The sequence below is a fragment of the Oerskovia jenensis genome (genome assembly GCF_016907235.1).
GTDB lineage: Bacteria > Actinomycetota > Actinomycetes > Actinomycetales > Cellulomonadaceae > Oerskovia > Oerskovia jenensis.
In genome coordinates this window covers 3362070-3389065 of the sequence record NZ_JAFBBO010000001.1, presented here as the reverse complement: position 1 = coordinate 3389065, position 26996 = coordinate 3362070, and the positions used below count along the sequence as shown (strand labels likewise).

Below are 26996 nucleotides of genomic sequence, written 5' to 3'. Positions count from 1 at the left end.
GGAGGACGCCCGGGTTGTCAGAACGAGCGTGAGCTCTGGTTCACGCTCGTTCTGACAACCGGGCGGGTCAGACCGCCGTGAGCGCCTCCGTCGGGGACATCCGTGCTGCCCTGACCGCGGGGTAGAGGCCCGCGACCGCGCCGATCCCGAGCGTCGCGACGAGACCGCCCACCACGACCACGGGCGGGACGGAGACCGGCCACTCCTGGGACGTGGCGTAACCGGCCGTGATGCCGACGCCGATCAGGACCCCCGCGGCCCCGCCCATGAGCGAGAGCACGAGCGACTCGACGAGGAACTGCCCGCGGATCTGGCCACGGGTCGCGCCGAGCGACCGGCGCAGACCGATCTCGGCGCGTCGTTCGAGGACCGAGATGACCATGGTGTTCGCGACCCCGATCCCGCCCACGAGCAGCGCGACCGCCCCGAGACCGACGAGCAGCCCCGTGAACGCCTCGTCGGTGGCCTGCTGGGCCGCGAGCGCGTCGGAGGGGCGCGAGACGTCGACCTCGTTGGGTGCCTGCGGGTTGGCCGTGGCGCCGAGGACGCCGCGGACCTGCTCGACGGCGTCCTCGCGGGTGCGCGTGTAGATCATGGTCGGCAGCTCGTCCCAGTCGAGGTACGTCACCGCTGCCTCGCGACCCACGAGCGCCCCGAGGTCCATCTCCGGGGCGAGCGGCACGGGGTCGAGGATGCCCACGACCGTGAACCACTCACCGCCGATCCACACCTTGACGGCCGGATCCGGCGTCGTGATCCCCAGGCGCTTCGCGGTCGTGTGCCCCAGCACGACGGCCGGGTACCGCGCCGTCGCCTCCGAGAGCCAGGCGCCGTCCGCGACCGTGCCCCCGATGGACTCCAGCAGGTCGAGGTCCGCCGCGTACACGCCGATCCCGCCCGACTCCCCCGTCGGGACCAGGTCCGAGCGGTACGCCTTGGCGTCGAGCTGCGCGACCGAGGTCGCGTTCTCGACCGGGGCGATCCGCCGCACCATGTCGACCGACTCGGGCGGCAGGGTCGCGGCCTCACCGAACAGGTCGGTCCCGGGCGCGACACGCAGCAGGTTCGTCCCGAGGGCCGTGAGCGTCCGGTCGAGCTCGGCTCGTGACGAGCTCGAGATCCCGACGACCGCGACCATCGCCGCGATGCCGATCGCGATCCCCAGGGCCGAGAGCACGGCCCGCAGCGGTCGGGTGCGCAGCCCGGTCGCGCCGACGCGCAGGACGTCTGGCGGACCGAGGCGCGCGGGGCGCAGCGTGGTCAGCACGGTGCCTCCTCGTCGGCCGCGGTCGCCGGGGAGTACGGGTCGGCAGCGCCCGCAGCGCCACCAGTGCCACCAGCGCCACCAGCGCCACCAGCGCCACCAGCGCCACCAGCGCCACCGAGGACCGTCCCCGCCCCGCTCGGGGCCAGGGTCCCGTCCGCGACGATCTCGCCGTCGCGCATCGCGACCTGTCGGGGCAGCGAGGCCGCGAGCTCACGGTCGTGCGTGATGATGACGACCGTCGTCCCGACCGCGTTGAGCCCCCGCAGCACGTCCATGACGCCGGCCCCGGCGGCGGTGTCGAGCGCGCCCGTGGGTTCGTCGGCGAGCAGCAGAGGCGGGTCCCCGACGACGGCGCGCGCGATCGCGACACGCTGCTTCTCGCCGCCCGACAGCTCGTGCGGGCGGTGCGTGAGCCGGTGCCCCAGGCCCACGCGCTCGAGGGCCTCGGCGGCCCGACGGCGTCGCTCGCGCCGTCCGACCCCCCGGTACAGCAGCCCGTCGGCGACGTTGTCGAGGGCGCAGACGCCGACGGCGAGGTGGAACTGCTGGAAGACGAACCCGATGCGGCTCGCGCGCAGCGCGGACACCTCGCGGTCGTCGAGGTCCTCGACGAGGAAGTCGTCGATCAGGACCCGGCCGGACGTGGGCCGGTCGAGCGTCCCGATGACGTTGAGCATGGTCGACTTCCCCGAGCCGGACGGCCCGACGATCGCGAGCAGCTCGCCGCGGTGGACGTCCAGGTGGACGTCGCGCAGCGCGGCGACCCCGCCCGGGAAGACCCGGGAGACCTCGTGCAGGGTCACGACGGGGCCGCCGCCCGCGTCGGGGTCGGTGCCCGGCGAGCCCGCGCCCGTGGCGGTGCCCCAGGTCTGCGGGTGGGCCACGGCGTCGCGCGCGACGGCGAGCGCGCTCACGACGGCATCCCGACGACGTCGCCCTCGGCCACGTCGCCCGTGATCTCGACGCTCCCGTCGGCGAACATCCCGGTGTCCACGGCCACGATCCGGGTCGCACCGTCCCCGACGACCTCGACCCCGTACCCGCCCTCGGCGAGCGCGAGGAGCGCCGCGACGGGCACGGTCAGGACGTCGGGGCGCTCGGCCGCGACGAACGTGACCTTGACCGAGCCGGAGTCGGCGTCGGTCCCGTCGGGGAGCGTCACGGTCACGGGGATCGTGGTCTTGTCGGAGGCGCCGGGCATGCCGCTCTCGTCCTCGACGACCTCGGGGCTCCCGACGGCGGAGATCACCGCTTCCGTCGTGGCGCCTCCCGGCAGCTCGACCGTCACGGTGCCGCCCTTCACGGCCCGGTCGCGGTCGGCGACGTCGAGGTCGACCGAGATCGCCCGGTCGACGCCCGTCGTCGTGAGGATCTCCGCGGCAGCGGCGTCGCCGACGCGCACCTCGAGGGCGTCGACCCGCACCGGCCCGGAGGCCACGAGGACGTCGGACGGGCCGACCGTTCCCGTCTTCTCGACGCCGCGGTCCTTCTGCCACTTCGTGACGGCCTGGGCGGTCGAGTCCGTGAACTTCGTGTCCACGGTGAAGCCCGTGTACCCCAGGGCCACGAGGTTCTCCTCGAGCTGGCGCACGTCCTCGCCCTCGGCCCCCGTGCCCAGCTCGCGGTACACGGGCAGCGTGCCGAGCAGGAGCACGGTCGGGCGTTCGTCGACCTTGAAGAGCACTCCCCCACGGTCGACGACGTCACCCACGCCCGGCAGCCACGTCACCGTCCCGCCGCCCCCGCCCTCGGCTCCGCCGGTCCCCTGGTGCCCGCGCGCGACGGCCTCGCCGTGGCCGAGCGTGCCCTTGACGGTCGAGCGCTGCACGAGGGTCTGGCGGGTCACGGTCGCGGTCTCCTCGGGACCGGTCGCGGCGGGTGCCGGGTCGTCCCCGCGGCCGAACCCCGTCAGGGCCAGCACGACGCCCGCGCCGATCACCACGGTGCCCACGACCCCACCGACCACGAGCCCCCGGCGACGGCGCTTCGGACCGGGCGCCCCGGGCACCGCGCTCCGGCGGCTCACTCGCCACCTCCGGGCACGCTCTCGAAGATACCGAGCCCGGCGGACCCGGGCTCGTTGCACGCTTCGAGCGCGGCCTCGAAGGCCTCGATGTCGTCACCCACCTCACCGGCCGCGGTCATCCCGCCGTTCGGGTCCGGGTCGGGCATGTCCATGCCGTGCTCGCGCATGCACTTGGCGAACTCACGCTGGGCCTCGAGGTCCTCGGGGGTCATCTTCAGGGGCTCGCCGCCGTTCGGCATGAACTCCCTGCAGGCGTCGAAGGCCGCGTCCATCTCGTCCGTGCTGCCCGCCTCGACGGTGCCCGACGTGACCGCCAGCCCTCCGTCGGTGCCCGGGTCGGGCATGTCGACGCCGTTGTCGCGCATGCAGCTCGCGAACTGTCGCGCCATGTCGTCGCGCTCGGCGTCGGTCATGTCCTCGTACGACTTCTTGTCCTCCGCCTGGCTGGTCTTCCCCTTCCCGTCGCCGGCGCTCGCGACGTCCGGGGCGTCGTCGGGCGCGCAGGCCGAGAGCGTGACCGTGAGCAGCGCGACGACGAAAGCCGCGGCGGCCGACCGGCGGCGCGTCACGAGGGGGGCCGCCCCACCAGGGCGGGTGTCGGAGATGGTCATGATGATCCTCACGTCGGGAACGGGTCAGGAGCAGTCCACCCGACCCCCTGTGAGACCCCCGTGAGCCGCGACCTCACAGAGATCTCACAGTGCCCACCTGCATGCTCCTGGTGTGCGAGTACTGGTGGTGGAGGACGAGGAGCTCATCGCGCAGGCCGTCGCGACGGGCCTGCGGCGCCTCGCGATGGCGGTCGACGTCGCGCTCGACGGGCACGAGGCGTTGGCGCGGATCGACGTGAACGCGTACGACGTCGTCGTGCTCGACCGGGATCTGCCCGGCGTCCACGGCGACGACGTGTGCCGGGCGATCGTCGCCTCGGACGGGGACTCGCGCGTCCTCATGCTCACGGCGTCGGGCGGCGTGCTGGACCGGGTGACCGGGCTCGACCTCGGCGCCGACGACTACCTCGTCAAGCCGTTCGCGTTCGCCGAGCTGAGCGCCCGGGTCCGAGCCCTGGGACGCCGGGCGCGCCCCGCTGCACCGCCCGTGCTCGAACGCTCGGGCCTGCGCCTCGACACGAGCCGGCACGAGGTCTACCGGGGCGGACGCTTCGTGCACCTGTCGCGCAAGGAGTTCGGCGTCCTGGAGGAGCTGCTGCGCGCCGACGGGCGGCCCGTCTCGGCCGAGCACCTGCTCGAGAAGGTGTGGGACGAGAACATCGACCCGTTCACGGGCGTCGTGCGCTTCACCATCAAGCAGCTCCGCCGCAAGCTCGAGGACGCGACGCTCGTCGAGACGGTCACGGGCGTCGGGTACCGGGTCCCGTGAGGCTGCCCCGGCCCGCGCTCCGCCCGACCCTGCGGGCCCGCCTCACGGCCGTCTACGCCGCGGCGTTCGTCGTCGCGGGAGCCGTGCTCATCGCCGTCCTGTACGTGCTGCTCGCGGCGGCGATCGACCGGCAGCCGATCGACTCGGTGGGCCTCGCGGTGGGCGCGGTCGAGGCGTCCGACCTCGAGACGTACTCGACCCTCGACCCGTCGCTGACGGCCGAGCTCGTCGCGGGGCAGACCTTCCCGCTGCACGCCGCGGAGACGGTCGACCCCGCGATGCCCCTCCCGCCCGGGTCCGACCCGTTCGCGGACCTGCGCAAGGTCGTCGAGATCAACAACCAGGAGGCCCGCGACGCGACGCTGCGCAACGTGCTCACGTGGTCGATCCTCGCGCTGCTCGGGATCGGGGTCCTCGCGGTCGGCTTCGGGTGGGTCATGTCGTCGCGCGTCCTCGCCCCGCTGCACCGGATCACGGCCACCGCCCGCCGTGTCGCGGACGACAACCTGCACGAGCGCATCGCGCACACCGGCCCCGACGACGAGCTCAAGGACCTGGCGGACACGTTCGACCAGATGCTCGAACGTCTCGACCGGGCGTTCGACGGGCAGCGACGGTTCGTCTCGAACGCGTCGCACGAGCTGCGCACCCCGCTGACGATCACCCGCACCGTCCTCGAGGTCGCGCTCGACGACCCCGGCACGCACGACGACGCGCGCCACCTGGGGACGACGCTGCTCGCCGTGAACGCACGCCAGGAGCGACTCATCGAGGGGCTCCTGACGCTCGCCGCCGTGGACCAGGCGCCGCTGGTCCGCGAGCCCGTCGACCTCGCCGAGGTCGCCGCACAGGCCCTCGCGACCGCCGGGGCCGCAGCCCGCGACGCCGACGTCGACCTGCACCTCGACGCCGATCCGACCTCGACGCAGGGCGACGCGGTCCTGCTCGAACGGCTCGTCCAGAATCTCGTCGACAACGCCGTGCGCTACAACGAGCCGGGCGGCCGCGTGGCCGTCGCGACGCGCCCCGGACCGGACGGCTCGGTCGAGGTCGCGGTCTCCAACACCGGACCCGTCGTGCCGTCCTACGAGCTCGAGGCGCTGTTCGAGCCCTTCAGACGCCTCGGACGCGACGGCGCCGTCGCCGACCGTCGCGGGGGCTACGTGCGCGGCGGTGTCGGGCTGGGGCTGTCGATCGTCCGCTCGGTCGCGGCCGCGCACGGCGGCCAGGTCACGGCCGAGCCGCGCGAGGGCGGCGGCCTCACGGTCGTCGCACGCCTGCCGGGCGCGCGCGGACCCGTCAGCCCGGCATCGGCACCGGCACGTCCGAGCCGCCCTCGACCGTTCGCCGCGCTCCCATCTGGATGATCGCCGGCGCCGGCACGAACCCTCCCGCGACGAGCGCCTCCCCCTGCCGGAAGAAGGGCGTGGCAGCGAGGAGCTCGGGCGGCGCGAAGCCGAAGACGGACTCGAGCTCGGCCAGGTCGGCGGGCGAGCTCATGCGCATGACGATCACGTTGTCGCACTGCGAGAGCACGTTGGGGTGGATCTTGGAGGGCCGCTGCGTCGAGAGCAGGAGCCACAGCCCGAACTTGCGCCCCTCGGCGGCGATCTGGACGACGCGCTCGGTCGTGAGGCGCTGGAGCTGGGTCGCGGGCTCGGCCGAGACGATGTTGTGCGCCTCGTCGATCACGACGAGGCGCGGCCTGCGCTCGGCCCGGGCCGCCCAGAGGTCGTCGAGCAGCGCGAGCGAGACCGCGAGCTGTTCCTCGTGCGTGTGCAGGCTGCCGAGGTCGACCACGACCGCGCGCGGCCCCTCGTCGAGCACCTCGCTGACCGACTGCCCGACGCCCGCCCACACGTCCCAGTCCAGGATCCCCAGGTTCTCGACGCGCTGGGCGAGGCGCAGCGCGTCGGGCTCACCCGTCGCGCGCAGGGCCGAGGGGATCGAGTGCGGGTTGAGCATGCCCTCGGCCGCGATGCTCCGGTGACCTGCTGCGGCCGCGCCGACCGCGCCCGCGAGGTCCCCCGGCCCCTGGGCGTCCTCGAGCATCCGCAGGAACGTGTTGTACTCGCCGCGGTCGGTCAGCGGGTCGAGCTGCAGGACGGCGGCCTGGCTCGCGGCCTCCATGGCGGTCAGCCGGGCGGTCACGGGGTGGTGGTCGCCGTCGTTGCGCAGGACACGCACGTCGAGCTCGCGCAGGCGCGCGGCGTCGTCGGGCGACGCGGTCTCGAGCAGCTCGCCGATCCGCACGAAGTCGGAGTTCGGGTCGAGGAGGACCATGGGCAGGTCGGTGTCGATGAGGAGCTGTTCGAGGAGCACCCCGAGCGCGTACGTCTTGCCCGACCCCGACTGCCCGCACAGGAACGTGTGCCGGTTGAAGCGGTGCGGCTGGAGCAGGGCGGCGACGTTCCCGCGGCTGTGGTGCAGCTCGCCGATGCGCAGGGTCGCGCGCTCGCGCGCCTGGAGCGCCTCGAGCACGCCGGCCCCGGCGGGCGTGAGGTCGTGCGACGTGAACGGGTCGCCCCCGGACCCGGCCACCGTGCCGTCCGGGCGCAGCTCCCCGAGGACCCGCCCGTGCCCGACGGCGTCACCCGCCTTGGTCGCGCGCGTCAGGACCTGCCCCATCACCAGGGCGTCGCCGGGATGCTCGGCCGTCTCGGGGAACACGACGCCGATCGTCACGAAGTCCCCCGGCCCGATGCTCGACTCCCTCGGCAGGCGGTACGTGAACCGGCGTCCGTCGAAGGACTCGGCGAGCGTGGTCTCGGTCGTCATGCGGGGCCTCCGGGGTCGCAGGTCGCGGTGCACGACAAGGATCGACCCGCACGCCCGGAAGCGCACCCGCAGGCGAGGGCGCGGCCCGGTCGGTCCGGGCTAGCGACGCCGCTCGTACGTGAGGAACCGGAACCGGACGCCGTCGGCCGAGGTCTGCCAGCCGTCGAGGGCCGCCCCCGCGACGCCGGGAGAGCCCGGCGATCCCGCGAGCGCCCAGTCGCCGTCCGGACCGGCCGCGAGCGCGGGCGCGAAGGCGTCGCCGTCCACCACGAGGTCGATCTCCGTGACGACGCAGCGGTCCGCGAGCGGCAGGGTCGCGGTGTACACCTGTGCGCCACCCATGACCCAGACCTGCCCCGAGCCCGACTCCTCGGCCGCGGCCGACGCGAGCGCCAGCCCCTGCTCGACCGACGGGGCGACCACGACGCCGGTGGCGGGGCCGCCCGGGTGGGCGGCGCCGTCGGGCAGCCAGTCCTCCTGGCGCGTGACGACCACGTTGAGCCGGCCCGGCAGGGGACGGAAGCGCGGCGGGAGCGAGTCCCACGTGACGCGGCCCATGACGACCGGGTGGCCCGTGGTGACGCGGCGGAAGTGCGCGAGGTCCTCGGGCAGGTGCCACGGCATCCCGCCACGGGCTCCGATCACGGGACGGCCCTGGGTGTCGCGCGCCTGCGCCCAGACCAGTCCGACGACCGGACGGCTCACACCGCCACCGGTGCTTTGATCGTCGGGTGGTGCTGGTAGCCCACGACCTCGACGTCCTCGTACGTGTAGTCGAACAGCGAGTCGCGCGGGGCCAGGCGCAGCGTCGGGGCCGGGTAGGCCGCACGGCTGAGCTGCTCGCGCACCTGCTCGACGTGGTTGTCGTAGATGTGGCAGTCGCCGCCCGTCCACACGAAGTCGCCGACCTCGAGCCCCGACTGCGCCGCGACCATGTGCGTGAGCAGCGCGTAGGAGGCGATGTTGAACGGGACGCCCAGGAACAGGTCCGCGCTGCGCTGGTAGAGCTGGCACGAGAGCTTGCCGTCGGCGACGTAGAACTGGAAGAACGCATGGCAGGCCGGCAGGGCCATCTTGTCGAGCTCGCCCACGTTCCACGCCGAGACGATCATGCGCCGCGAGTCCGGGTCGGTGCGCAACGTCTCGAGGACCTGGCTGACCTGGTCGACGTGCTGCCCGTCGGGCGTGGGCCACGAGCGCCACTGGACGCCGTAGACGGGGCCGAGCTCGCCGTCCTCGTCGGCCCACTCGTCCCAGATCTTCACGCCGTGCTCCTGGAGCCAGCGCACGTTCGAGTCGCCGCGCAGGAACCACAGCAGCTCGTAGACGATCGACTTCAGGTGCACGCGCTTGGTCGTCACGAGCGGGAAGCCCTGCGACAGGTCGAAGCGCATCTGGTGGCCGAACACGCTGCGCGTCCCCGTCCCCGTGCGGTCCGACTTGTGCGTCCCGGTCTCCAGGACGAGCCGGAGGAGGTCCTCGTAGGGCGTCGGGACGGGAGAGCTGATGGGCGCGCTGGAGCTGTCGCTGACGGTGACCACGGGTGCCAGTCTAGAGAGGGAGTCTCCCCACAGCGCACTCGTGGACCCCTTCCAGGCTGTGAAACCGATGACTCGTCCGGGGAATGCGCGGTCTGCGGCCGACGTTGGTCCGGGAACCGGTCGCACGGAACGGCCGCACCCCGAGGATGGGAAGATCAGCAGCATGACGAACACCGCAGCCGAAGAGATCCCCGCGTCGTCCCCGTCCGCGACGGACGCCCTGTGGGTCGAGCGCACCGGCACCCGCACGTACACCGGCTTCTCGGCGCGCGGTGCGAGCGTGTCGATCGGCCCCGCGAGCGCGGGTGCGGTCTTCACGCCCGGCGAGCTCCTCAAGATCGCGCTGGCCGCGTGCGCGGGCATGAGCAGCGACGCGCCGTTCGCACGCCGCCTGGGCGACGACTACGAGGTCACGATCCGTGTCGACGGCGCCAAGGACATGGCCGAGGACCGCTACACGGCCATCACGGAGCACTTCGAGATCGACCTGACGGGCCTCGAGGACGACGCGCGCGAGCGTCTCCTGAAGGTCGCGGACCGCGCGATCGAGACCACGTGCACCGTGGGGCGAACGGTCAAGAACGGTGCGACAGTGGAGCACACCTTCGGCCCGGTCGTGGGTGCGGTCGGCGAGTGATCGCCGCCTGATCCTGCGACCACGGGTCGCCGGGTCGCAGCCGCCACAGGAGGGAGTCGTCCGATGGGTCGCAAGAAGAAGGACACCGACGCCCAGATGGCCGTCTGGGGAACGTCGGACAGCGTACGACCAGCACCGCAGCCGCACGCGCACCTGGCCGCGGTCCAGGACGTCCCCGAGGGGACACCGACCGACGACTGGGGCGACCTGCGGGGCACTCCCCTGCTCGACGCCGCGCTCGACAAGGCCGTCACCATCCCGTCGTCGGTCATCCACGCGCACGTCGACGGGCTGCGCCGCCGCAACCCGCACGCGTCTCCCGCGCAGATCATCGGGATCCTCGAGCGGGAGTACCTCCTGGTCATCGGCACGGCCGGCGGCGCGGTCGGGGCGGCCGCGGCGATCCCGGCGGTCGGCACGGGCGTGGGCATCGCCCTGACCGCGAGCGACGTCGCGACGTACTTCGGGTCCTCCGCCGCGTTCTCCCTCGCGGTCGCGGACGTGTACGGCTTCGAGGTCGACGACGCCGCCCGCCGTCGTGCCTTCCTGCTCGCGTCGGTCCTCGGCGACAAGGGCTCGCAGCAGGTCGAGAAGGCCGTGGGCGGGTCCGCCATGGCCTGGGGCAAGGTCCTCATGACGAGCATGCCGTCGAGCACGCTCAAGCAGGTCAACAAGGCCCTGACGAACAAGTTCCTGCGCACCCAGATGGTCAAGCACGGTGGCCTCGCGATCGGGCGGCTCGTGCCGTTCGGCGTGGGCGCGGTCGTGGGCGTCGCGGGCTCGCGCGCGCTCGGCAAGACCGTGATCACCCAGACGCGGCGAGCCTTCGGACCGCCGCCCCAGACGTTCCGGCCCGTGCTGGAGGTCGTCGAGGTGCCCGACGGCGCCGCTCCCCCGCTGCTCGTCCCCGCACCTGCCGACCGGTTCAGCCTGGTCGACGCCCCGGTGCCCGGTGCGGGCCCCGGGGTGGTCGACGAGGCGGCCGAACGAGCGGCCGCACGACGGGCCGGTGGCACGGGCCCGACGGACGGCACGCCGCGCGGCATCCGGTCGGTGCGCTGGCGCCGCCCCAAGAAGTCCTCGTGACCCCTGGGGACCCGGGGGGACGCACGTCGACGACCGGCCGCGTCGAGCTCACGCACGTGCTCCCGCTCAGCGCCGAGCGCGCGTTCGCGCTGGTCGCGGACGTGCGGACGCATCCGCGGTGGGTGCCGCTCAGCCGCGGCGTGTTCCACGGTCCCGATGGTTCGCCGGTGCCCGCGACCGCCTGGCGGCCGGGGGTGGGCGCCGAGTTCACGATGGTCTCGGGGCCGTTCGCCCCGCAGGGTGCGGCGGGGTTCCCGGACCGGATGCGGATCACGCGGTGGGAACCGCCCGGGGCCGAGGGGCAGGCGGGTCACGCGACCTACCTGAAGCTCGGGCCGGCGCTGCTCGGGGAGGCGGGGATCGTCGTCGTGCCCCTCGCGGGCCATCACCTGCCCTCCACGTCACCGCACGAGCCCCTCGCGCGGTGCGCCGTGACCTGGTGGGAGGACGTGTACCTCGCGGGTCCGCTGCCCAGGGCGGTGACGGCCCCGTTCGCCGCACGCGTGCTGGACCTCATGATCCGGCTGTCGCTGCGCCGTCTGGACCGCATGGTGGCCCGGGGCTGAGGCTGAGGCCGAGCCCCTCCACGGTGCCGGTGCCGGTGCCCAACATGCGGTTGGCGTCGGCCGAACATGCGGTTGGCGTCGGATTCCGGCTGGATTCCGACGCCAACCGCATGTTCAGCACCGTGGGGGTCAGGCCTCCTCGGCCTCCGGGGCCGGGGTCTCCGGGGCTGCCGGCGTCTCGTCGGCCGGCGTCTCGGCCGGGCCCGCGAGGATCAGGTAGAGCTCGCGACGCGTGCGCTCGAGGAGCGCGACGGCCTGGGCGGCCTGCTCGTCCGAACCGGACCGCGCGACCTGCTGGAGGGCGGCCGCGACCGACGCGAGCGCCCCCCGGAGCTGCCGGGCCGGGCGGACCCCGCCGTCGGCGACGTCCTGCCAGGGGGTACCGAGCTCGTCGGCGTGCTCGGTGACGTAGGTGCGACCGTCGTCGGTGAGGCTCGCGAGCTTGCGCCCGCCCTCGGCCGTGATGGTCACGAGACCCTCGTCCTCGAGCAGGCTCAGAGCGGGGTAGATCGCGCCGGGGCTCGGCCGCCACGCACCCGAGGTGCGCTCGCCGATCTCCTGGATGACCTGGTAGCCGTGCATGGGCTCCTCGGCGAGGAGGAGCAGGATCGCGGCGCGGATGTCGCCGCGCCCGGCACGACCGCCCGGTCCGCGGCCACCGGGGCCACGGTGGCCTCGGCCGCGCGGGCCGCCACCGGGGCCGCCTCCCGGTCCGCCGCGGTGCCCGCGGGGACCGCGGCCCTCGAAGCGGTCGTCGAACCGCTCGTCGTGACCGTGGTGGCCGTGGTCGTGGTGACCGTGGTCGTGAGGGCCCTGGCGGTCGGGTGCGCCGTCGGCGCCACGGCCCGGTCGCCCGGAGCCGTCGCGACCGGAGCGGTCACCGCGACCCGAGCCGTCAGGGGTTCCGGCGCCGTCGGGACGACCGCCGCGGCGACCGCGCGGGCCCCCGGGGAAGTCACCCGCGAAGTCGGGGCCGAAGCCCTCGCCCTGCTCGGGGAAGTCGTCGCGTCGGCGACGGGGTCGACCCCCGAAGGGGTCGAAGGCACCTGCGCGGCCGGAGCGGTCGCGGGGCGGACGGGAAGAGTCTGGGTGCTGATGGGGGGTACGCATGGGATGTCTCCTGACGAGTGCGTGTGTCTGTGTCTGTGGGAGCCCCTCCGCAGGGGCACGCCGAGCGATGCTCGGGGGACGGGTGCGGGCGGGTTGTCGTCGGTCGTCCGACGGAGCCTCGGCCTGCATCCGGATCGTCGACACGGGTGCGAATGGCTACGCACTCTCTGCGTCGATGAGTTAAAGATATATCGTTGACGTATCGATAGTCAACCCCCGATCTCGATCGGGTTGCGGAGCCCGCGCGGGAACCGTCCAGGTCGTACAGTGACGGGAAGGACCCGGGGCACTCGCGCCACGGGACCGGCACCCGCTCAGCAGTCACCGTGCAACGACGCACACCCCGCACCGTCGCACGTCCCACGCCCGCACCGGACCAGACAGAGGCGCAGATGACGACCAGCACCCCGGGACCCACGCACGTCCCCCGGCACTACCTGATGTGCCGCCCCACGTACTTCACGGTCAGCTACGAGATCAACCCGTGGATGGACCGCGCCCTCCCGGTCGACACCGCGCTCGCCGTCTCCCAGTGGGAGCGCCTGCGCGACGTCTACCTCGACCTCGGGCACCGCGTCGAGCAGATCGACCCCGAGCCCGGCCTGCCCGACATGGTCTACGCGGCCAACGGCGCGACCGTCGTCGACGGCCTGGTCTACTCGGCGCTGTTCCGCCACCCCGAGCGGGCACCCGAGGGCCCGGCCTACCTCAAGTGGTTCGCCGACCGTGGGTACGTGACCCACTCGGCCGACCACGTCAACGAGGGCGAGGGCGACCTGCTCGTCGCGGGCGACGTCGTCCTGGCCGGGACGGGATTTCGCACCGAGCGCAGCGCGCACCGGGAAGCCGCGGGACTCTGGGGGCGCGAGGTCGTCACGCTCGAGCTCGTCGACCCGCGCTTCTACCACCTCGACACGGCGCTCGTGGTGCTGCGCGGCAGCGAGGGAGCGCCTGGGGTCGCGCCGGGCGGCACGCCGCCGCCGTTCCTCGCTCCCCTGCCCGACGACGCAGCCCACCCCGACAGCGCACCGCACCCGGGCACGGCCCGCCCTGCGACGGACGTGAGCGTGGACCTCGCGTACTACCCACCCGCCTTCTCCCCCGCGTCCCAGGAGCTCCTGGCCGAGCGCTTCCCCGACGCGCACCACGCGACCGAGGCCGATGCCCTGGTGCTCGGGCTCAACGCCGTGAGCGACGGGCGGCACGTGGTCCACACCCCCGCCGCGACCCACTTCGCCGGAGCTCTCGCGGAGCGCGGTTACGAGACCGTCGCGGTCGACACGTCCGAGCTCCTGCGCGGCGGCGGCGGAGCCAAGTGCTGCACGCTGGAGATCCGCTCATGAGCACCGTCCAGCCCACCGCCGTCGAGATCCCTTCCCCCGCCGGCGACCACCTCGCGCACAACTACCACCCGCTGCCCGTGACCCTCGCCACGGGCGAGGGCGCCTGGGTCGCCGACGTCGACGGTCGACGCTACCTCGACCTGCTCGCCGGGTACTCGGCGCTCAACTTCGGGCACCGGCACCCCACCCTGATCGACGCCGCGACCGAGCAGCTCGGGCGCGTGACCCTGACCTCGCGCGCGTTCGACCACGACCTCCTGCACCCGTTCGCGGACCGCCTGACGCACCTGATCGGGCCGCTGGTCAAGGGAACGGGTCCGGGCGCGACCTCGATGATGGTCCCCATGAACACGGGCGCCGAGGCCGTCGAGACCGCGATCAAGATCGCCCGCAAGTGGGGCTACGAGGTCAAGGGCGTACCGGCCGGGCAGGCGAGCATCGTCGTCGGGCACGGGAACTTCCACGGGCGCACAACGACCATCGTGTCGTTCTCCGACGACCCCGACGCGCGGGACGGCTACGACCCGTTCACGCCCGGGTTCCGCCTCGTACCCTACGGCGACGCGCAGGCCGTGGCCGACGCGATCGACGAGACCACCGTGGCCGTCCTCATGGAGCCGATCCAGGGAGAGTCGGGCGTCGTCGTGCCCCCGGACGACTACTGGCCGACCCTGCGCCGCGTGTGCGACGAGCGCGGCGTCCTGCTGATCGCCGACGAGATCCAGTCCGGCCTGGGCCGGACCGGGACCACGCTCGCGTGCGAGCTGTGGGACGTGAAGCCGGACCTCGTGACGCTCGGCAAGGCGCTGGGCGGCGGCGTCGTCCCCGTCTCGGCGGTCGTCGGGAGCAGCGACGTCCTCGGCGTCCTGACGCCCGGCACCCACGGGTCGACGTTCGGCGGCAACCCGCTCGCGTGCGCCGTCGGTCTCGCGGTCGTCGGGCTCCTCGAGACGGGCGAGCACCAGGCGCGGGCCCGGGACCTCGGCGCCCACCTGCACGCACGCCTCGCGAGCCTCGTCGACGACGGTCTGCTGACGGGCGTCCGGGGCGTCGGGCTGTGGGCCGGTCTCGACCTCGACCCCACCCGCGGGACGGGCCGCGACCTGTGCGAAGCCCTGCTCGCGCGGGGCGTCCTGGCCAAGGACACGCACGGCTCGACCATCCGCCTCGCACCCCCGCTCGTGATCGACCGTCCAGACCTCGACCTCGGGATGGCCGCTCTGCGTGACGCCCTGACGCAGCTCGCCACGGATCGGTAGAGTCCGGAGGGTGACCACTCCTGCCTCTGACACCTCCACCCGCCTCGCCGAGTGGCAGCAGGCCTACGCAGACCTGCAGTCCCTCGGCCTGAAGCTCGACCTGACCCGCGGCAAGCCCTCCGCCGAGCAGCTCGACCTCTCCGACGCCCTCCTGGCACTGCCGGGCGCAGGAACGGTCACCGACGCCGACGGCACCGACGTGCGCAACTACGGCGGGCTCGACGGCCTGCCGCAGATCCGCCGCATCTTCGCCGAGCTCCTCGACGTCCCCGTCGACCAGCTCCTCGCGGGGGGCAACGCGAGCCTCACGCTCATGCACGACACGCTCGCGTTCGCCATGCTGTTCGGCCTGCCCGGCTCCGAGCGGCCGTGGTCACGCGAGGAGAAGGTGCGGTTCGTGTGCCCGGTCCCGGGCTACGACCGCCACTTCGCGCTGTGCGAGGCGTTCGGCATCGAGATGGTCACGGTCCCCATGACGGCCGACGGCCCCGACGCCGAGGCCGTCGCCGCGCTCGTCGCGGACGACCCGAGCATCAAGGGCATGTGGGTCGTGCCGACCTACGCGAACCCGGACGGCTCCGTGGTCTCGCGCGAGGTCGCCCAGCGCCTCGTCTCGATGCCTGCCGCAGCCCCCGACTTCCGCATCCTGTGGGACAACGCGTACGCGGTGCACCACCTCACGGACGTCGAGACCGAGTCCGCCCCGGCCCTGGCCCTGGCAGCCGAGGCCGGCAACCCGGACCGCGTGCTGCTCTACGCCTCGACCTCCAAGATCACGTTCCCGGGCGCGGGGGTCGCCTTCCTGGGCGCCTCCCCGGCCAACATCGCCTGGTACAAGAAGCACCTCGCGGCCCAGTCGATCGGCCCGGACAAGATCAACCAGCTCCGTCACGCCCAGTTCTTCGGCGACGCCGAGGGCGTGCGCGCCCACATGCGCAAGCACCGCGACGTGATCGCCCCCAAGTTCGAGGCCGTCGACACGATCCTGCGCGAGCGCCTGGGTACCGGCTCCGGCGCCTCGTGGACCGCGCCGCTCGGCGGGTACTTCGTGTCGCTCGACGTGGTGCCGGGCACCGCGGCGCGCGTCGTCCGGCTCGCCAAGGAGGCGGGCATCGCCCTGACGCCCGCGGGGGCCACGTTCCCGTACGGCAAGGACCCCCACGACGCCAACATCCGCCTCGCCCCGACGCTGCCCCCGCTCGACGAGGTGCGCGTCGCGATCGACGGCGTCGCGACGTGCGCGCTGCTCGCGGCGGCCGAGAAGGCGGCTGCGGAGGACTGACGAGCGTGTCAGAACGAGCGTGACCTCGAGGGCACGCTCGTTCTGACACGTTCTCTCGCACGACCGCAGCACGCACCGCTCCCGACGGGCGGCCCGGACCCCTGGTCCACGGCCGCCCGTCGTCGCATGATGGAGACCTGGGCCACCGTCGACGCAGCCGCCCTGGGCGCCCGCCCGGGAGACGAGCATCTCGACCGTCCTGGCGCCGATGAGTTCTCGCGCTCGTCGCAGTCGACCACTGGACAGACCCGTGCACCACCCACGACACAGGGAGCACGTATGACCAGCGCACCAGAACTCGCGATCGAGGCCCACGGCCTCGTCAAGCACTTCAAGGAGACCCGGGCCGTCGACGGGATCGACCTGGCCGTCCCGACCGGCACGGTCTACGGGGTGCTGGGCCCCAACGGCGCGGGCAAGACGACGGCCGTCCGCATGCTCACGACGCTCCTGCGGCCCGACGCCGGGACCGCCCACGTCCTGGGCCACGACGTCCTCGCCCAGCCCGACGCCGTCCGCTCGCTCGTGGGGCTCACGGGCCAGTACGCGTCGGTCGACGAGGACCTCACAGGCGCCGAGAACCTCGTCGTCATCGCGCGCCTGTACGGCTTCACGACGCTCGCCGCGAAGCGCCGCGCCCTGGACCTCATGGAGGCCTTCGGGATCGCGGAGGCCGCGAACCGGCCCGTCAAGACGTACTCGGGCGGAATGCGCCGCCGCATCGACCTCGCTGCGAGCCTCGTCATGAGCCCGCGCGTGCTGTTCCTCGACGAGCCCACGACCGGCCTCGACCCCCGCAGCCGCAACCAGGTCTGGGACATCGTCCGGGTCCTGGTGGCCGACGGCGCGACCGTCCTGCTCACGACGCAGTACCTCGAGGAGGCCGACCAGCTCGCGGACCGCATCGCGGTCATCGACCACGGCAAGGTCATCGCCGAGGGCACCGCGACCGAGCTCAAGCGCTCGGTCGGCGAGGGCTCGGTGACGCTGCGCCTCGCCTCCTCGGGCGACCGCGGCCGAGCAGCGGAGATCGTCGAGCGGGTGCTCGGCGCGGAGGTCGCGCTCGCCCAGGACCCGTACGCGTTCTCCGCACGCGTGCCCGACGACGGCGCGGACCTCGTGGCGCAGCTCCTGCCCGCGCTCGCCGACGCCGGGATCTCCGTGCCCGAGTTCACGTTGGGGCAGCCGAGCCTGGACGAGGTGTTCCTGGCCATCACGGGCCAGCCGGTCGACGAGGGTGGCCGTCCCGACGCCGACGGTGGCGCCCCCTCCGCCGACGCAGACCAGACCGACCGTAGAGGGCGACGCACGCCACGTCGCGGCGACGATCGAGGCAGTGACGACGCACGTCGCGCCGGCAACCGCACCAGCACCGGGGAGGTGGCCTGATGGCCGCGACTCAGACCGAGGTGATCACGACGCCGGAGGCGCAGGTCCTGCGCGCGGCGATCGCGATCGACCAGCACCCGACGAGGCCCTCGCCGCTCGCGAACACCTTCACGTTCGCGTGGCGCGCGCTGCTCAAGATCAAGCACGTGCCGGAGCAGCTCTTCGACGTGACGCTGACGCCGATCATCTTCACGCTCATGTTCACGTACCTGTTCGGCGGCGCGATCGCGGGAGACCCCGAGACGTACCTGCAGTACCTGCTGCCCGGCATCCTGGTGCAGACCGTCCTGATCATCACGGTGTACACAGGCTTCACGCTCAACACCGACATCACCAAGGGCGTGTTCGACCGGTTCCGTTCGCTGCCCATCTGGCGCCCCGCCCCGATCGTCGGGGCGCTCCTGGGCGACACGGTCCGCTACACGATCGCCTCGGCGATCACGGTCGGGCTGGGGCTCGCGATCGGCTTCCGGCCCGACGGCGGGGTGGTCGGCGTCCTCCTGGCCGTCGCCCTGTTGCTGGTCTTCGCGTTCGCGATCAGCTGGATCTTCACGATCCTGGGGCTCGTGATGCGCACCCCCAACGCGGTCATGGGCGTCTCGATGCTGGTCCTCATGCCGTTGACGTTCGCGTCGAACATCTTCGTGAACCCGGACACCATGCCCTCGGGCCTCAAGGCCTGGGCCGAGATCAACCCGGTGAGCCACCTGGCCACCGCGGTGCGCGCGCTCATGGCCGGGACGGCGACGTTCGACCAGATCGGGTGGGTGCTGCTGGCCTCGGTCGTGCTCACCGCGATCTTCGCGCCGATCACGATGCACCTGTACCGGACCCGCAACTGAGCCTGAGCGGCCCCGGCGTGCCGGAGCGGGCGCGACCTCGAGGTCACGCCCGCTCCGGCACGGCGGACGAGGGGCTCGGTCAGCGAGCCGGCGGCCGGCCGCCGTCAGCAGGTGCCTTGTCGTCCTCGCAGCGCTTGGTCACGACCATCACGGGGCACGCCGAGTGGTGCAGCACGGCCTGGCTCGTGGAACCGAGCAACAGGCCCGTGAACCCACCGCGCCCCCGGGAACCGACCACGACGAGGTCCGACGCCGTGGAGAACTCCGTGAGCAGCTCGGCACCGGTGCCGTCCAGGACGATGCGCTTGATCGGCACGTCGGGATTCTCGGCCTCGTGGCGGTCCACGATGACGTTGAGCCCCTCGGTGATGTCGTCGAGCACCTGCTGGTGGTCGATCGAGGCGGGCAGCCATGCGAGGAGCCCCGCACCTGCACCGACGGGCACCCCCGCGACGGCCACGAGCTCGGCTCCCCACGCCCGCGCCTGTTTGATCGCGTGCCGGAGCGCGATGTCGGCCGACGGCGAACCGTCGACGCCGACGACGATCCGCTTGAGCGGGGTGACAGCGGGGAGCTCCTCGTCGCCCGGCCCGCTCTTGAACGGCACGACGACCGTGGGGCACCTCGAGTGGGCCGGCAGCGCCGACGAGACGGTGCCCAGCAGGCGTTCGGTGAACCCACCCCGGCCCCTCGTGCCGACCACGACCAGCCCGTAGTCCTTCGAGAGCTCGACGAGCACGCCGGCGGCGTCGCCCGTCGCGATCGCCGCGGTCGTCCTGACGCCCGCCGCCTCTGCGCGCTGGGTGGCCTCGGCGAGAACCGCCTTGGCCCCCTCCTGGATCGCGGTGTCGTCGAGGGCCGCGTAGCCACCGTCGAGCGAGGCCGCGGTGAAGGAAGGAAGCGAGTACGAACACACGATGTGCAGGGGCCATCCGACCTGACGGGCGTACGCGGCCGCCCAGTCCAGCGCGTGCAGACTGGGGGTTGATCCGTCGACACCGACGAGCACGATCTGGGCACGGGTCATGGTTCCGTCTCCTTCCGAGGGCAAACGTCCATCCTGAGACAAACCTATCGAAAGAACTGGCAAAGTCCCACCGGCGCGCACGTTCCGGGAGACTGGGCCGACGCAAGAACCCCGCCCTCCCGCACGAAGCGGAAGGACGGGGTTCTCGGCCGGTCTCGCGGAGGGTCGTCCGCTGGTCCGGGTGGTCTCAGGCGACGCGGATGAACGTCGGGTTCGACTGCCAGATCTGACGGATCTGGATGGTCTTGCCGGGACGCGGAGCGTCGATCTGCATGCCGTCACCGGCGTAGATCGAGATGTGACCGGGGGTCCAGATGAGGTCGCCGGGCTGGGCGTCGGCGGCCGACACCTTGGTGCCGACGCTGCCCTGGCCGCTCGACGTGCGGGGCAGGCTGATGCCGGCCTGAGCGAAGACGTACTGGGTGAAGCCCGAGCAGTCGAAGCCGTCGGGCGAGGTGCCGCCGTAGACGTACGGGACGCCCACGTAGCGGCTGGCGATCGAGACGATCGAGGAGCCGGCAGCCGAGGCCGGGACCTGGACGGCGGCAGCCGTCTCGGTGGTCGCCGTGGTGGCGGCGACGGAGGTGCGCTCGTTGGAGCGCGACGGGGTCTGCGTGGCGCGCGTCTGGACGACGCGCTCGACGACGGGCTCCGGCGCGGGGGTCACGGCGACGGCCGCGCTCTCGATCGCGAAGCCGGCCTCGGCGGCGACCGTGACGGCCGGGGCGGACTCGAGCGCGGCACGGGCCTGGGCCGTCAGCGCGTTCAGGTCGACGGTGTTGAGCTTGGTCGAGTCCTGCTCGACGGGTGCTGCGTTGGCGGCCGTACCACCCAGCATCGAGACGATGAGTCCCGACGAGGCAGCGACGACAGCGGTGCGGCGGCCGACGGAGGAAGCCGTCGCCGCCGAAGCAAGGGTGGAAAGCGGGCGCCGTGCGGCACGATGCCGTGCGCCGTTCGTCACTGCAGTCACTAGTTACCTCTCCTGGACGCCTGCGAGGTCAGCTGTCGGGTTCGGGTGGGAGAATCACCCGGCCGTCCGGACCGAGGTCCTTCTGGCTTCACCCCAAGGGCACCGTTGCCGGTACCCGAATTTGGGTCCCCCGTCCCTGTCATCGGGTCGTGGTGTTCCTCTCGCGGTGACAGGGTTAGGCGTTCCGCGCGAGGGCTTCGACGAATGAGTCTTCCGTGAAGCAGAACCGAACGTACACGACCCCGGGGTGAATGTCACGTTCCCATCACGACGTCCTGAAAGGGCCCCGCACAACGGGACGAACCGGCACAAGACCGTTGCCCCGGGCCCCCGGCCGTCGCTCCTCGCGCGTCCCGGGCAGCACGTCGCCCCGCATCCCGGGTGGGGGGTGCGGGGCGGTGCGGGGGTGTGTGGGGTGGGTGGTGGTCAGGGGGCGGTGACGAAGAGGTGGCGGGCGACGTCGTCGGGCAGGTCCAGGACGGTCTCGGCGCCGTCGGCCCAGACGGTGAACCCCCCGGCCTCGGGGGTGATCGTGACCTCCTGGCGGGGCAGGATGCCCGCGGCCGCCAGGCGCGCGAGCAGGTCCGTGTCGGTCTGCAGGGGCTCGGCGATGCGCTGCACGACCACGCGCAGCGCGCCCGGCACGCGCCCCGCACGGTCGGCCGCGGCCACGAACGCGGGCAACGCGACGACCCCGTCGAGGTACTCGATCTCCACGATGTCCTCGCCCAGCTCCGACAGGCCCGGGATCGGGTTGCCGTACGGGTCGTGGTGGGGGTGGTCGAGCAGACCGATCAACCGCTTCTCCACGAGCTCGCTCATCACGTGCTCCCACCGGCACGCCTCCACGTGCACGAACTCCCAGTCCAGCTTGATCACATCGGTCAGCAACCGCTCCGCCAACCGGTGCTTGCGCATCACCCGCTGCGCCTTCGCATGACCCTCAGGAGTGAGCTCCAGATGACGATCCCCCGTCACCACGACCAGACCATCACGCTCCATGCGCGCCACCGTCTGAGAGACCGTCGGACCCGAATGACCCAGCCGCTCCGCGATCCGCGCACGCAGAGGGACGATCCCCTCCTCGTCCAGCTCGTAGATCGTCTTCAGATACATCTCGGTGGTGTCGATCAGGTCGGTCACGTCGCGCTCCTGTCGCTTGGGGGCTTGGGGGCACCTGCCGCACCGGCGGGCCGCTGACCACTAGTTTAGGTCCGAGCCACCGACATTGTGGACGGCGAGCGGTGTTCGCGCCAGGCCGGACTATCGTTGCCCCGTGCCTGAGCCCACCCAGATCACCGTCCCCCCGCACCTGCTGCCCAGCGACGGCCGTTTCGGCTGCGGCCCCTCCAAGGTCCGCGAGGCGCAGGTCCGCGCGCTCTCGGAGGCCGGCACGTCCCTCCTGGGGACCTCCCACCGTCAGGCACCGGTCAAGTCCCTGGTCGGTCGGATCCGGTCGGGCCTCGCCGAGCTCTTCGACGCCCCGGACGGCTACGAGGTCGTCCTGGGCAACGGCGGCTCGTCGGCGTTCTGGGACGTCGCGACGCTGTGCCTGGTGCGCGAGCGCGCCCAGCACGCGGCGTTCGGCGAGTTCGGCGCCAAGTTCGCGACCGCGACCACGCGTGCACCGTTCCTCGAGGCCTCGCAGGTCATCACCGCTCCCCCGGGTTCGGTGGCCGTCCCCGAGGCCGCGGACGGGATCGACGTCTACGCCTGGCCCCACAACGAGACCTCGACGGGGGCCGTGGCCCCCGTGCGCCGCGTCGCGGGTTCACGCGAGCAGGGGGCGCTCACCCTGGTCGACGCGACGTCGGGCGCGGGCGCCCTCCCGGTCGACCTCGCGGAGACGGACGTCTACTACTTCGCCCCGCAGAAGGTCTTCGGGTCCGACGGCGGGCTGTGGGTCGCCATCATGTCCCCCGACGCCGTGGCGCGCGCCCAGGAGATCGAGTCCGGTGACCGCTGGGTCCCCGAGTTCCTCTCGCTCGGCGCGGCGATCACGAACTCCCGCCAGGACCAGACCCTCAACACCCCGGCGGTCGCGACGCTCGTGACGTTCGCCGAGCAGGTCGACTGGCTCAACGAGCAGGGCGGCCTCGAGTGGGCGAGCGCCCGGTCCGCGTCCTCGGCCCGGACCCTGTACTCGTGGGCGGAGTCGCGCGACTGGGCCACCCCCTTCGTGGCGCGCCCCGAGGACCGGTCCACGGTCGTCGGGACGATCGACCTCGACGAGTCGATCGACGCGACGCAGGTCATCGCCGCGCTGCGCGCCAACGGCATCCTCGACGTGTTCCCCTACCGCAAGCTCGGGCGCAACCAGCTCCGGATCGGGATGTTCCCCGCGATCGAGCCCACGGACGTCGAGCTGCTCACGCGCAGCATCGACTTCGTGGTCGACGCCCTGGCCTGACCCGTCGACGCACGACGCCCGCCCTGCCGACGAACGGCGGGGCGGGCGTCGTGCGTCCCGGGCCGAGCGACGTCGTCGGGGACGCGACGTCGTCGGGGACGCGACGTCGGCAGGCGAGCGCCGCCGTCGGGCCGCGAGCCGTCAGGCAGCCGACGCGGCATCCTCCGCGTCGTCCACACCGAGCCGGTTGCGCGCCTCGCCGCGGGCCCCGACCCGGCGGGCCGCGCCGCCCTCGGGGTAGGTCACCAGGAGGTGCGGGCGCTGGGTCACGCGGTAGCTGACCGTGAACTTCCAGTTCCGCATGGCCCAGATCGCGGCCCCCACGGAGACCAGCAGCGCCGTGAGGGAACCGATCCCGATCGCCCAGCGCGGCCCGTAGGCCTCGGCGATCCAGCCGACGATCGGCGCACCGACGGGCGTCGCACCCAGGAACACGATCATGTACAGCGACATGACGCGCCCGCGCATGACCGGGTCCGTCGTCATCTGGATGGTCGTGTTGGCCGCGGTCATCATGGTCAACGACATGAACCCGACGGGGATGCAGGCGATCGCGAACGTCGTGTAGCTCGGCATGAGGGCCATGACGCCGGTCGCTATCGCGAAGCCGAACGCGGACCCGATCACGAGCCGCACGCGGGGGCGTTCGCGGCGGGCCGCCATGAGCGCGCCGGTCAGCGACCCGATCGCGAGGATCGACCCGAGCATGCCGTACTCCCCCGCCCCCATCCCGAACTCGACGCGCGCCATCATCGCGGACGTGAGCTGGAAGTTGAGCCCGAACGTCGAGACGACGCTCAGCACGACCATGATGACGATGATGTCGGAGCGGCCGCGCACGTACCGGATGCCCTCGCGGATCTGCCCCTTCTCGCGCGAGGCGCTGGGCAGCTTGTGCATCTCCCGGGTCCGCATGCGCGACAGGGCGAAGATCGTCGCGCCGAAGCTGATGCCGTTGATGATGAAGACCCAGCCGGTGCCCACGGCGGCGATCAGCAGGCCGGCGACGCCCGGGCCGATGAGCCGTGCGGCGTTGAACGAGGCACTGTTGAGGCCCACGGCGTTCGACAGCTTGTCGCTCGGGACCATCTCGGCGACGAAGGTCTGGCGCACCGGTCCGTCGAGCGCGGAGACGCACCCGAGCGCGAGCGCGAAGCCGTAGACGTGCCACAGCTCGACGTTGCCCGAGAGCACGAGCGCGCCGAGGCCCAGCGCGAGCAGGCCCGAGGCCCCTTGGGTGGCCATGAGCATCTTGCGGCGCGGCAGCCGGTCCGCGAGGACGCCCGCCCAGGCGGACAGCGCGAGCACGGGTGCGAACTGCAGGGCCGTGATGACACCGACGGCGACGCCGGAGTTCGCGGTCAGGACGGTCAGGACGAGCCAGTCCTGCGCGATGCGCTGCATCCAGGTGCCGATGTTCGCGACGAGCGCGGACCCGAACCAGAGGCGGTAGTTGAAGTACTTGAGGGAGGAGAACGTCGCGCTCATCGGGCGGCGATCCGGGTCAACAGGTCACTGGCGCGGGCCAAGGTCTCTCTTTCGTCGGGGGTCAGACTGGTCAGCTGCTGGGTCAGCCACGCGTCGCGGCGCCGTCGGGTCTCCTTGACCTCGAGGACGCCGGCCTCGGTGAGGGCCACGACGACGAGCCGCTTGTCGGTCGCGTGCTCGAGCTTGTGGACGAGTCCGAGCTCGACGAGCGCGTTCACGGTGCGCGTCATGGACGGGGGCTTGATGCGCTCGTGCGTCGCGAGCGCGCCGGGGGTCATCTCGCCGTGCTTGTGCAGGACGGTCAGGACACCGAACTGCCCCTCGGGGAGGTCGGCGCCGCCACGCTGCGAGCGCAGCGCGCGCGAGACGCGCGTGAGGGCGACGCGAAGGTTGCCGCCGAGGGTCGCGGGCCGACACTGCGCCTTCGTGGGGGACGAGGGCGTGGTCTGTTCCGCAGGAGGCATCTCTTTACCTTAACTCATTACCTTAAGTAAGGAAATGGGTCGTGAGCGAGATCACCCCCCCGTGCGACGTCGAGGAGACGCTGTGGGCCGAGCGGGCCGGGTCGGCCGCACGGGGCGGATCAACCGCGGGCCGGGTCCGCCGCACGCGGCGGTGCCGAGCGGGCGACCAGGCCCTCGGCGAGCAGGTCGAGGAACGTCCGGTAGTACTCCTCGGTGTAGTGCACGGGCGACCGGCCCCAACGATGGTCCGGGTCGCCGACCGCGAGCCGTGCGGGCACCCGGACGAACTGGTGAGGAGCAAGGTCCAGCCGCAGTCGCCCGTACATGTGCTCGAGCAGCTCGTTCGCGTCGGCCGTCGCCCGGTGGTCGAACAGCGTCCCGTCGGCGCACACCTCGGCCCAGCGGGCCTGGTGCACGACGATGCGATCGATCAGCCCGGCGGCCCGCGCCTCGACCATGAAGCGACGACGACCGGCCTCCCAGGCCAACAGGAAGTCGGCCGTCCCCGGACCGGCGCGATGCAGGTCCGGCGAGAGGCCGTCGGCGCGGAGGAGCTCTGCGGAGGGTGTGCCGACCCCGGCGCGGTCGTCGACCAGGATCCCGAACCTCTCGTCGACGAGGTCGACGACGAGGACGTCCGCCCGCACCCCGGCGAGCCCGCGCCAGAACTGCTTGCCGAGGTCCCGCTCGACCATGCGCCGTTGGAAGGGCGACGCGATGGTCGAGGTGTCGACCCCTTCCAGGCCGTGGTCGGCGAAGGCGCTCGCGAGAGAGCTGCGCGCGTAGTAGTCGACGAGCCGGAACCTCGACTCGCCCGGCAGCGCGAAGGCGTCCCGGGTGACGCAGCTCCCGTGGACGAGGACGGAGAAGGCCACGGGGCCGGGCAGGTCGACGGCCCCGGTCACTTCACCGTGGGTGGGAGCACGGCGAGCACGCCCTTGTTCTCCTCGACGAACCGGCCGGAGGTGTCGTCCGCGAAGGAAGCCATGAGGGGATCGAGCAGGCCGCGGTCCAGGACGACGATCGACTGACCGTCGGCGGACCGTCCCGTGCCGGCATGAGGCGCGGTGAGGAACGTGACGTCGTTGGTCGACAGGCCCCGCGCGCTCAGGTAGAGGTCCTGGATCCGGTCCATGGTGAAGCCCTCGTCGACCGCCACGGACTCGCTGAAGGCCGTGAAGAAGGACGTCATCCTGGGCACGTCGTTGCGGTTGTTGTTGACCTTCGCGAGGATCGATCGCATCCAGTTCTGCTGGCGCTGCGCGCGCCCGAAGTCACCGTTGGCGAGGCCGTGGCGCTGGCGGGTGTAGGCGAGAGCCTCTTCCCCGGACAGGTTGTGCACACCCGCTGCGAACTGGACCTTCTTCCCGTCGCCGATGTCCTCGGGGATGCGGATCAGGACTCCGCCGAGCGCGTCGGTGAGCGTGGTGAAGGACGTGAAGTCGGTCAGGGCGAAGTGGTCGATGCGCACGCCGGTGAGCTGCTCGACGGTCTCGATCATGAGCGCCGGCCCTCCGTAGGAGAAGGCTGCGTTGATCTTGGCCTCGCCGTGCCCGGGGATCGGCACCCAGCTGTCCCGGGGGAAGGAGACGACCTGTGCCGACTTCCTGTCCGCGGGCAGGTGGACGAGCATGATCGCGTCGGTGCGCTGGGCGCCTGCCTTCCACTGCGACGGGTCACCGGCCGAGATCCGGCTGTCCGACCCGAGCACCAGGATGTTGACCGCCTCGTCGGGCAGGTCGGGGTCGGTCGGCGCGGGCGCCGGGCGGTCCGTGAGGTCCGCGAACGGGTCGGCGAGCTTCTCGATGTTCCGGTCGAGGCTCTGCCGGAACGCGACGACGGCCGCGAAGCCCCCGAGGCAGATCACGGCGACGAGGGCGCCGAGGACGACCAGGGCGGTCCTGCTCCCACGCCGTCCCGCACGGGCGCGGCGACGGCCGGGGCGCCTGTCGTCAGGGCTGGGGGTGGGCGGGTCCGCTGGGGACAGGAGCTCGAAGTCCGACACGGCTTGCATCTTAGGAGCGATGTCGCGCGATTGCCGTCCGACAGGGCCCGGACGCAGGGTTTTCGCCCGTTCCACGGGTGAGGTCGCCTGACACGTCGGCTCCGTGCATAGGCGAAGGGATGT

The 26996-nt window shown here is 72.5% G+C and carries 26 protein-coding genes and 1 riboswitch; of the genes, 11 read left to right on the top strand and 15 right to left on the bottom strand.

What is annotated here, in order from left to right; all coding sequences use genetic code 11:
- Positions 1 to 67 precede the first annotated feature (67 nt).
- Genes JOD49_RS15205 through JOD49_RS15190 form a run of 4 tightly spaced genes read right to left on the bottom strand, consistent with a single transcriptional unit; the run spans position 68 to position 3904 of the window.
- On the bottom strand, positions 68 to 1267 hold the full coding sequence (locus tag JOD49_RS15205; RefSeq protein WP_307822576.1) for an ABC transporter permease: 1200 nt from the start codon (positions 1265 to 1267) through the stop codon (positions 68 to 70).
- The gene (locus tag JOD49_RS15200; protein WP_307822575.1) at positions 1261 to 2181 is read right to left on the bottom strand and encodes an ABC transporter ATP-binding protein; all 921 of its coding nucleotides are present in this window, start codon (positions 2179 to 2181) and stop codon (positions 1261 to 1263) included. The genes JOD49_RS15205 and JOD49_RS15200 overlap by 7 nt, the downstream gene beginning before the upstream one ends.
- The gene (locus tag JOD49_RS20810) at positions 2178 to 3293 is read right to left on the bottom strand and encodes a peptidoglycan-binding protein (protein WP_205307907.1); all 1116 of its coding nucleotides are present in this window, start codon (positions 3291 to 3293) and stop codon (positions 2178 to 2180) included. The genes JOD49_RS15200 and JOD49_RS20810 overlap by 4 nt, the downstream gene beginning before the upstream one ends.
- Positions 3290 to 3904, bottom strand: a complete 615-nt coding sequence (locus JOD49_RS15190) for a hypothetical protein (RefSeq protein ID WP_205307906.1) — start codon at positions 3902 to 3904, stop codon at positions 3290 to 3292. The genes JOD49_RS20810 and JOD49_RS15190 overlap by 4 nt, the downstream gene beginning before the upstream one ends.
- Before the next feature lie 112 nt (positions 3905 to 4016).
- Between JOD49_RS15190 and JOD49_RS15185 the strand changes: the two genes are divergently transcribed.
- A complete protein-coding gene (locus tag JOD49_RS15185; RefSeq protein WP_205307905.1) occupies positions 4017 to 4673 on the top strand; it encodes a response regulator transcription factor in 657 nt (218 codons plus the stop codon).
- Positions 4670 to 6040 carry a HAMP domain-containing sensor histidine kinase gene (locus JOD49_RS15180; RefSeq protein WP_205307904.1) on the top strand — a complete coding sequence of 457 codons (1371 nt, stop codon included), beginning with the start codon at positions 4670 to 4672 and terminating at the stop codon, positions 6038 to 6040. Before JOD49_RS15185 ends, JOD49_RS15180 begins: the two co-directional genes overlap by 4 nt.
- Here the strand turns inward: JOD49_RS15180 and JOD49_RS15175 are convergent.
- From JOD49_RS15175 to JOD49_RS15165, 3 genes are all read right to left on the bottom strand, one after another.
- Positions 5973 to 7451 carry an ATP-binding protein gene (locus JOD49_RS15175; protein WP_239525230.1) on the bottom strand — a complete coding sequence of 493 codons (1479 nt, stop codon included), beginning with the start codon at positions 7449 to 7451 and terminating at the stop codon, positions 5973 to 5975. The two genes, JOD49_RS15180 and JOD49_RS15175, sit on opposite strands and share 68 nt — an antisense overlap.
- A gap of 99 nt (positions 7452 to 7550) precedes the next feature.
- Positions 7551 to 8156: a dihydrofolate reductase gene (locus tag JOD49_RS15170; RefSeq protein ID WP_205307903.1), complete on the bottom strand. Its 606-nt coding sequence runs from the start codon at positions 8154 to 8156 to the stop codon at positions 7551 to 7553.
- Positions 8153 to 8992 (bottom strand): thymidylate synthase, encoded by an 840-nt coding sequence (locus JOD49_RS15165; RefSeq protein WP_307822574.1) that lies wholly within the window; start codon positions 8990 to 8992, stop codon positions 8153 to 8155. Before JOD49_RS15165 ends, JOD49_RS15170 begins: the two co-directional genes overlap by 4 nt.
- A 163-nt stretch (positions 8993 to 9155) precedes the next feature.
- Between JOD49_RS15165 and JOD49_RS15160 the strand changes: the two genes are divergently transcribed.
- The 3 genes from JOD49_RS15160 to JOD49_RS15150 all read left to right on the top strand — a co-directional run bounded on the left by JOD49_RS15160 (position 9156) and on the right by JOD49_RS15150 (position 11281).
- A complete protein-coding gene (locus JOD49_RS15160; RefSeq protein WP_205307902.1) occupies positions 9156 to 9629 on the top strand; it encodes an OsmC family protein in 474 nt (157 codons plus the stop codon).
- A gap of 63 nt (positions 9630 to 9692) precedes the next feature.
- A complete protein-coding gene (locus JOD49_RS15155) occupies positions 9693 to 10715 on the top strand; it encodes a hypothetical protein (protein WP_205307901.1) in 1023 nt (340 codons plus the stop codon).
- Positions 10712 to 11281, top strand: a complete 570-nt coding sequence (locus JOD49_RS15150) for an SRPBCC family protein (protein WP_205307900.1) — start codon at positions 10712 to 10714, stop codon at positions 11279 to 11281. The genes JOD49_RS15155 and JOD49_RS15150 overlap by 4 nt, the downstream gene beginning before the upstream one ends.
- 129 nt (positions 11282 to 11410) lie before the next feature.
- Here the strand turns inward: JOD49_RS15150 and JOD49_RS15145 are convergent, their stop codons facing one another.
- A complete protein-coding gene (locus JOD49_RS15145; RefSeq protein WP_205307899.1) occupies positions 11411 to 12391 on the bottom strand; it encodes a PadR family transcriptional regulator in 981 nt (326 codons plus the stop codon).
- 392 nt (positions 12392 to 12783) lie between these two features.
- Between JOD49_RS15145 and JOD49_RS20295 the strand changes: the two genes are divergently transcribed.
- The 5 genes from JOD49_RS20295 (at position 12784) to JOD49_RS15120 (ending at position 18506) form a co-directional block, all read left to right on the top strand.
- Positions 12784 to 13734, top strand: a complete 951-nt coding sequence (locus JOD49_RS20295) for a dimethylarginine dimethylaminohydrolase family protein (RefSeq protein ID WP_239525229.1) — start codon at positions 12784 to 12786, stop codon at positions 13732 to 13734.
- Complete coding sequence (gene rocD / locus JOD49_RS15135; protein WP_205307898.1) at positions 13731 to 14993, top strand: ornithine--oxo-acid transaminase; 1263 nt, start codon at positions 13731 to 13733, stop codon at positions 14991 to 14993. Before JOD49_RS20295 ends, rocD begins: the two co-directional genes overlap by 4 nt.
- A 10-nt stretch (positions 14994 to 15003) precedes the next feature.
- Positions 15004 to 16275 carry an aspartate aminotransferase type Ic gene (locus tag JOD49_RS15130; protein ID WP_307822573.1) on the top strand — a complete coding sequence of 424 codons (1272 nt, stop codon included), beginning with the start codon at positions 15004 to 15006 and terminating at the stop codon, positions 16273 to 16275.
- Positions 16276 to 16554: 279 nt separating this feature from the next.
- The gene (locus JOD49_RS15125) at positions 16555 to 17664 is read left to right on the top strand and encodes an ATP-binding cassette domain-containing protein (RefSeq protein ID WP_205307897.1); all 1110 of its coding nucleotides are present in this window, start codon (positions 16555 to 16557) and stop codon (positions 17662 to 17664) included.
- On the top strand, positions 17664 to 18506 hold the full coding sequence (locus JOD49_RS15120) for an ABC transporter permease (protein ID WP_191796297.1): 843 nt from the start codon (positions 17664 to 17666) through the stop codon (positions 18504 to 18506). The genes JOD49_RS15125 and JOD49_RS15120 overlap by 1 nt, the downstream gene beginning before the upstream one ends.
- Before the next feature lie 79 nt (positions 18507 to 18585).
- Here JOD49_RS15120 and JOD49_RS15115 read toward each other — a convergent pair whose 3' ends face one another.
- The 3 genes from JOD49_RS15115 to JOD49_RS15105 form a co-directional block, all read right to left on the bottom strand.
- Complete coding sequence (locus tag JOD49_RS15115) at positions 18586 to 19533, bottom strand: universal stress protein (protein WP_205307896.1); 948 nt, start codon at positions 19531 to 19533, stop codon at positions 18586 to 18588.
- Positions 19534 to 19720: 187 nt separating this feature from the next.
- On the bottom strand, positions 19721 to 20506 hold the full coding sequence (locus JOD49_RS15110; RefSeq protein ID WP_205307895.1) for a C40 family peptidase: 786 nt from the start codon (positions 20504 to 20506) through the stop codon (positions 19721 to 19723).
- A gap of 2 nt (positions 20507 to 20508) precedes the next feature.
- A riboswitch (cyclic di-AMP (ydaO/yuaA leader) is annotated at positions 20509 to 20671 on the bottom strand.
- 261 nt (positions 20672 to 20932) lie between these two features.
- Positions 20933 to 21649 (bottom strand): iron-dependent transcriptional repressor DtxR, encoded by a 717-nt coding sequence (locus JOD49_RS15105; RefSeq protein ID WP_205307894.1) that lies wholly within the window; start codon positions 21647 to 21649, stop codon positions 20933 to 20935.
- Between the two features lie 133 nt (positions 21650 to 21782).
- On the opposite strand from JOD49_RS15105, the gene serC reads away from it, so the two are divergent.
- Positions 21783 to 22916 (top strand): phosphoserine transaminase, encoded by a 1134-nt coding sequence (gene serC, locus JOD49_RS15100; protein WP_307822572.1) that lies wholly within the window; start codon positions 21783 to 21785, stop codon positions 22914 to 22916.
- Between the two features lie 141 nt (positions 22917 to 23057).
- Here serC and JOD49_RS15095 read toward each other — a convergent pair whose 3' ends face one another.
- The 4 genes from JOD49_RS15095 to JOD49_RS15080 all read right to left on the bottom strand — a co-directional run bounded on the left by JOD49_RS15095 (position 23058) and on the right by JOD49_RS15080 (position 26873).
- On the bottom strand, positions 23058 to 24404 hold the full coding sequence (locus tag JOD49_RS15095) for an MFS transporter (RefSeq protein WP_205307893.1): 1347 nt from the start codon (positions 24402 to 24404) through the stop codon (positions 23058 to 23060).
- Complete coding sequence (locus JOD49_RS15090; RefSeq protein ID WP_205307892.1) at positions 24401 to 24868, bottom strand: MarR family winged helix-turn-helix transcriptional regulator; 468 nt, start codon at positions 24866 to 24868, stop codon at positions 24401 to 24403. The genes JOD49_RS15095 and JOD49_RS15090 overlap by 4 nt, the downstream gene beginning before the upstream one ends.
- Before the next feature lie 119 nt (positions 24869 to 24987).
- Complete coding sequence (locus JOD49_RS15085) at positions 24988 to 25773, bottom strand: DUF6270 domain-containing protein (protein WP_205307891.1); 786 nt, start codon at positions 25771 to 25773, stop codon at positions 24988 to 24990.
- On the bottom strand, positions 25770 to 26873 hold the full coding sequence (locus JOD49_RS15080; RefSeq protein WP_307822571.1) for an LCP family protein: 1104 nt from the start codon (positions 26871 to 26873) through the stop codon (positions 25770 to 25772). The genes JOD49_RS15085 and JOD49_RS15080 overlap by 4 nt, the downstream gene beginning before the upstream one ends.
- Between the last annotated feature and the right edge of the window lie 123 nt (positions 26874 to 26996).

Bases quoted from the DNA above. Each gene is read 5' to 3' on its own strand.
- JOD49_RS15190 (WP_205307906.1), bottom strand. From the start codon at position 3,904: ATGACCATCTCCGACACCCGCCCTGGTGGGGCGGCCCCCCTCGTGACG.
- JOD49_RS15175 (WP_239525230.1), bottom strand. From the start codon at position 7,451: ATGACGACCGAGACCACGCTCGCCGAGTCCTTCGACGGACGCCGGTTC.
- JOD49_RS15160 (WP_205307902.1), top strand. From the start codon at position 9,156: ATGACGAACACCGCAGCCGAAGAGATCCCCGCGTCGTCCCCGTCCGCG.
- JOD49_RS15155 (WP_205307901.1), top strand. From the start codon at position 9,693: ATGGGTCGCAAGAAGAAGGACACCGACGCCCAGATGGCCGTCTGGGGA.
- JOD49_RS15145 (WP_205307899.1), bottom strand. From the start codon at position 12,391: ATGCGTACCCCCCATCAGCACCCAGACTCTTCCCGTCCGCCCCGCGAC.
- JOD49_RS20295 (WP_239525229.1), top strand. From the start codon at position 12,784: ATGACGACCAGCACCCCGGGACCCACGCACGTCCCCCGGCACTACCTG.
- rocD (WP_205307898.1), top strand. From the start codon at position 13,731: ATGAGCACCGTCCAGCCCACCGCCGTCGAGATCCCTTCCCCCGCCGGC.
- JOD49_RS15125 (WP_205307897.1), top strand. From the start codon at position 16,555: ATGACCAGCGCACCAGAACTCGCGATCGAGGCCCACGGCCTCGTCAAG.
- JOD49_RS15120 (WP_191796297.1), top strand. From the start codon at position 17,664: ATGGCCGCGACTCAGACCGAGGTGATCACGACGCCGGAGGCGCAGGTC.
- JOD49_RS15115 (WP_205307896.1), bottom strand. From the start codon at position 19,533: ATGACCCGTGCCCAGATCGTGCTCGTCGGTGTCGACGGATCAACCCCC.
- JOD49_RS15095 (WP_205307893.1), bottom strand. From the start codon at position 24,404: ATGAGCGCGACGTTCTCCTCCCTCAAGTACTTCAACTACCGCCTCTGG.
- JOD49_RS15090 (WP_205307892.1), bottom strand. From the start codon at position 24,868: ATGCCTCCTGCGGAACAGACCACGCCCTCGTCCCCCACGAAGGCGCAG.